This is a genomic window from Sphingorhabdus sp. (assembly GCF_023910635.1).
In the GTDB taxonomy this organism is placed as follows: Bacteria; Pseudomonadota; Alphaproteobacteria; order Sphingomonadales; family Sphingomonadaceae; genus Sphingorhabdus_B.
Genome location: NZ_JAAVVZ010000047.1, coordinates 1 through 4,739, shown reverse-complemented (window position 1 = coordinate 4,739; position 4,739 = coordinate 1). Strand labels below are relative to the sequence as shown.

Below are 4,739 nucleotides of genomic sequence, written 5' to 3'. Positions count from 1 at the left end.
CGAACTGGACAAGGCCGTAAAGTCCGCCCCCGACACCGCAATGTCATTGTTCAGCGTGCCATTGACCGTATAGCCAACCTGGTTGGCAAGCTTGCCCGAACGCAGGTCAATGGTGTCAGCGCCCGCGCCTGCCTCAATCGTCGTCTGTCCGGCAATGTCGATAGTGTCGCCAATGACATAATCACCCACGCCGATTTGGCGGCTGATCTGACCGCTGTACGCGTCATAATCATAGCCAAATTCTACCTGCACCGCATTGGTGTCGGCTTCGGTCAACAAGGCGTTAAAACCCCCGAACCAGTCCGAACGATGCCGCTTGGTCAGGCCAAGTTCGCCTGCACGGGCAAGGTTGATCGCGGTTTCAATGGCAAAGACGCTGTCGGACTCGGCTGCCACAATCGCGTTGATCACTGCGCTATTGGACAGGTAACTTTCATACGCCTGTGCCGACGCAATGTTGCCGAACAAGGCCGCTTGGTCAAAATTGGTCGCGCTCACGCCGCCGATTTCCAGCGTCGCATAGACCGCACGTTTGATGTAATTACTGCCGCCGATGATTTGGAAATCCGGATCGGTCAGGCCCTGATAAATGCCATAGCCGGTGATCTTCGCAAACGCGTCCTTGTCTTTGGTCGACACGCGATAGGTGATGAGATTGCTGTCCTGCGTCGATGTTGGGCGATAGACAAAATCCGACTTGCGCATGCCGTAATTGCCGGCGGTGACATCACCGGGCCGGGCAAGCCGCCCGCCGGTCGCCTCCAGAACATCGTTAAACGTCTCTGCCGCCACGCTCGCAAGCGAGCGCGCCGCATCCTTCGACCCGCCCTTGCGGGAATAGACATTGGTAACAATAAACTTGCCCTGCACATCATCCCACTGCGCATCCGCCCCCGAACGCGGCGTGCCGCCAAAGACCGAGCCGATGAGGCCGCCGATGATGGTACCAAGGAAGGCTCCAACCAAAGCCCCAATGGGACCACCAAATGCGCCTAAAACCGCTAAACTTTTTCCAAGAGCAACGCCCCCAATTACACCAAGGGCGCTACCGACAGCAGCCCCAATTTGTCCGCCGATTGTGTCGAACGAGACAACCTCATTGGCAAGACGGTTTCCAAGGAATGACGCAATAGCAGTTGGCAGGCTTGCAAGACCAATATTTGCAAATGGGTTTGCAGAAAGAGCGGCGCCATTCAGGCCTGCGATATTTGAAACAATCGTGTTTAAAACCGTGCCACTAACAGTGCTGCCTAATTCTCCCGCAAAGCCATCAAGACCAATAACGTTAATCAATTGAGCGGTTAAAAACGACGAGATTGCGCCAACGCCAGCGGATTTTAGGTTGGCGAGCAATTCTGGGCTGGATGTTGAGAACGCATCATCAATAGCTCTTTTTTGAGACTGTCTTCCAACTATGCCATCTAGCGCATCGCCTAAATTATCTCCCAATGTTTGCAAAACAGCCGAATATACAATTCCGCGTCCAGCGTTATTCCCGGCTAACCGAAAGCCTAGTTGTTGACCCAATATACTTCCGAAATCAGAAAATTCGACACCGATCGGATTACCGTTGATACGAATATTGGTATCCACTGCCTTATTATTTACGTAGCGGACGTCAACCGTTACCCCTGCTTTACCCGTGTAGCGGCTATATCCGTCTTGGGCTTTCGAGCCTGCTAGGTTCCCATTCCTGTCAAATTCAAGAACCAATTCTCTGCCGAACTTATCGACAACTATATCCCGTCCGTCTACGCTTATTCGCTTGAGACCCCGGGGTAATTGTTTCTCTGGTTTTGCTTCTGGCGGTACGGGCGCAGTGTCAATTAATTGCGGTGGCGATGATAGGCTTGCCGGTGCATTGCTGACCACATCGGGAAACGATACGATATTTTCACCACCTTGTGGATTTGGTGTTACCGTGATTGATTTAATTGCCCCCGTCGTTGGATCGACATATTTATATTCTCCAAGACTGTTCTTTAACATTTGGGAAACTTGGCGAATAAACTCCTGAAAAGGAACGCCTGCGTTTATGTTTAATTTAGACAAATCAATTTTTTGGGGTACATTGCTGGAATGTAGTAATAGGGTGGCGAAATCACCAGCCGCATAGACCACATTATGGGACGTTAGCGACGAATAGCGCGCTTGCTCGGCGATATTCGCATCCGCTGCCGCGGAAAAATTTGCGTCCGTTAAATCCAAAAATCCACGTGCATTAGCCGTTAATCCTGGAACCAAACGATAGCGGGCGTTGCCAGTTTCATCGGTTGGAAAGGTGGGATCAATTTGAACTAAATAGTTTCTAAATTCTTCTGATTGCCAAATGGCCTTCAAATGTTCCTGACCAAATGGAATATTATTAACATTTAAATCTGCAACGATCTGGTTAAACGCGTCAACATTTGCTCGCCCTTCATTAATCATGCGCTGCCGGACCATGGCCCTTACGTGAGCAGTGACATCAATTGTAGCTGAAGCCTGTTGGCTATTTCCAAGTTGAGCAATTGCTTTAGTACTGGCGGATATGGCAGAATAAGCCGAATTTGCAGCGCGGACAACATCAGCGGCGAATTTCTGAGCAAACTTCGCATGAGCTACCTCATGTGCAGTCACAAACAGTTGACTTACAAAACTCGCCTTTTCAATCGTATTTATTGAAAATGTAAGTGTGCCGCCTGCCTTAAACCTACTGCTTAATTCAAGAACTCTTAATCTTGTGAACGTCCCGTTTGAATTCCTATCAGCGACTATCAAACCATCGTAAAAGTTGTCGCGCTGCGGATTATCTTTACCATCTGATAACTTACTTGGCAAAATATCGATTTTTTTAAGTAAAGCGCGATCAGTTCCATTGTTCAGATCAACAGCATCATTTATCGCACTTGCAGCGCTTCTGTTTTTATCGATATTATTGACAAAATTATCAAATTTTTGAGAATTTTCTGGCGTGTTACCGACCAAAACCAAATATTTTGCTTTCGCATCATCAAAAAGCTTCTTAGCTTGCGGACTCAAATATTTGAAACGCGGTTCTGTTGATATTGCACTTAAAGGAGAATTTGATTGAAAAATCATCTCATTTAAATCCTTCAAAAATAGTAATATAATATAAACATTTTCTTAAAGATACAAAATCCAATGTTACTCGAACATATCCGGAACTACCTTTAATAGAAGAATATCCTTGCCACAAATCTGATATTGCCATCCTTGATTCAATTTCGTCATTATACTTTGTTAACATTGACCAATCATCAAAGTTTGTTTTACATATTTCAGTATAATTTTTCCCACGCTCTTCGTTTGATAATGATATATTTATTTTTTTAAGAGATTTTAATTGATATTTTTCGCAAATGTTAAAAGCAATTTCACCTATATATTGTTTTTGTGCCATGCAATCATATTCGTATTTGTCTGTTGACATTTCTAAATATGTTTTTTTGATATGCTCAATAAGTTCATCAGATGTTGGTTGGGATTGTATGTAAATAATCAACCCATCAAATTTGAATTGTGGCGCCGCCCGGATATTGACAGCATTTTTAACAATTTCAGAAACATCATTATCAATTGATGAAACCGGTGTAATGGAAGGCGGGTTGTTCTGTTGAGTGTTTGAAATCGCTTGTTTGCGAGATGCGGCATTAAGTTGGTTAAGTCGCAGTTGCGCCTCACTAATACCATATTGCTTCGTTCCTGACTGAACCGGAACCACCCGCCCACTGGTCCCATTGCCCACGGGCGGCGTATAGACCCAAATCGTCCCGCCGCTATCGGACGCGGCTTGGCGGTACAGCTTCTTTGCTGCGGTCAGGTCACGCGCAACGCCCGCGCCCTCCTCAAACCGTATCCCCAAATCCAACTGCGCCTGCTTATCCCCTGTGGATGCGCGCACAGCCAGCGCCTGCACCGCCGGATCAGCGCCGCCGGGCTTCAACGACACACCCATATATTGCTGACTCGCGCATCCGCCAATCAACAGCGCCGCCGCCAAAAGCGCCGAGAGGCAAGGCAAGTTGACATTGATCTTCATCCGCATAGCCCTCCCCCGACTCACTATATGTCCATTTTGCGTAGCATAATGGACCAATCCGCCAGATTGGCAAGTAACGCCATGGGATAATACTACATTTTATAAGATGATACATTCTCTAGGCCACAATCCGCGCCGCATATTCTGGCGCGTCGTTATCATTTGCGTAAATCGTGTCATTGCCATCACCACCATCGACCGTTGCGGCGATGTCGATGTCGAGTACCTTGCGATCGGCGGTCGCAAACGCCACCGTCGTTGCCGCAGCCAGTGCGCGGGAACGCGACAGGACAAAGCGCGCCTGACCGCTGGCCTCATCGACCACGACATGGTCGATCCACACCAACGGCTCATTGCCCGCGCCATCGACGATCGTGCCCGTGCCCGATACCGCAGCGCCGCCATTCGCCAAGGCACTTGCGCCAGCGGTGACGGTGGCGGAAAGCGTGAACCGCTCATTACCCTCCACGTTCAAAAACGCTGGCACGCCATTGCCGGTATTTGTCTGGCCAGTTGCAAAGTCAAAATCTGGCGCAACATAGGCCGGGTTGGGCACATTGTCGGCGACCACAGCGGTGCGCACGAACAATTCGGTGGCACCTGCCGCAAATGTCGCGGAGGTCGCGTTTACCCAAGTCACGCCGTCTGCCGACACCTGCACATTGCCCGCGCCCACCGCGCCATAGTCCACGCCGCC

The 4,739-nt window shown here is 48.9% G+C and carries 2 protein-coding genes and 1 pseudogene; all 3 read right to left on the bottom strand.

The annotated features are described in order from the left end of the window. Positions 1–3,081: pseudogene (locus HEQ34_RS13820) on the bottom strand (hypothetical protein); the annotation flags it as partial. 1 nt (position 3,082) lies between these two features. Further along, complete coding sequence (locus tag HEQ34_RS13815) at positions 3,083–4,048, bottom strand: hypothetical protein (RefSeq protein WP_296201459.1); 966 nt, start codon at positions 4,046–4,048, stop codon at positions 3,083–3,085. Positions 4,049–4,160: 112 nt separating this feature from the next. Then, positions 4,161–4,739: hypothetical protein (locus HEQ34_RS13810; protein ID WP_296201455.1), on the bottom strand; the 579-nt coding region annotated here is incomplete at its 5' end.

Coding starts and splice junctions, on each gene's coding strand:
- HEQ34_RS13815 (WP_296201459.1), bottom strand. CDS start 4,048: ATGCGGATGAAGATCAATGTCAACTTGCCTTGCCTCTCGGCGCTTTTG.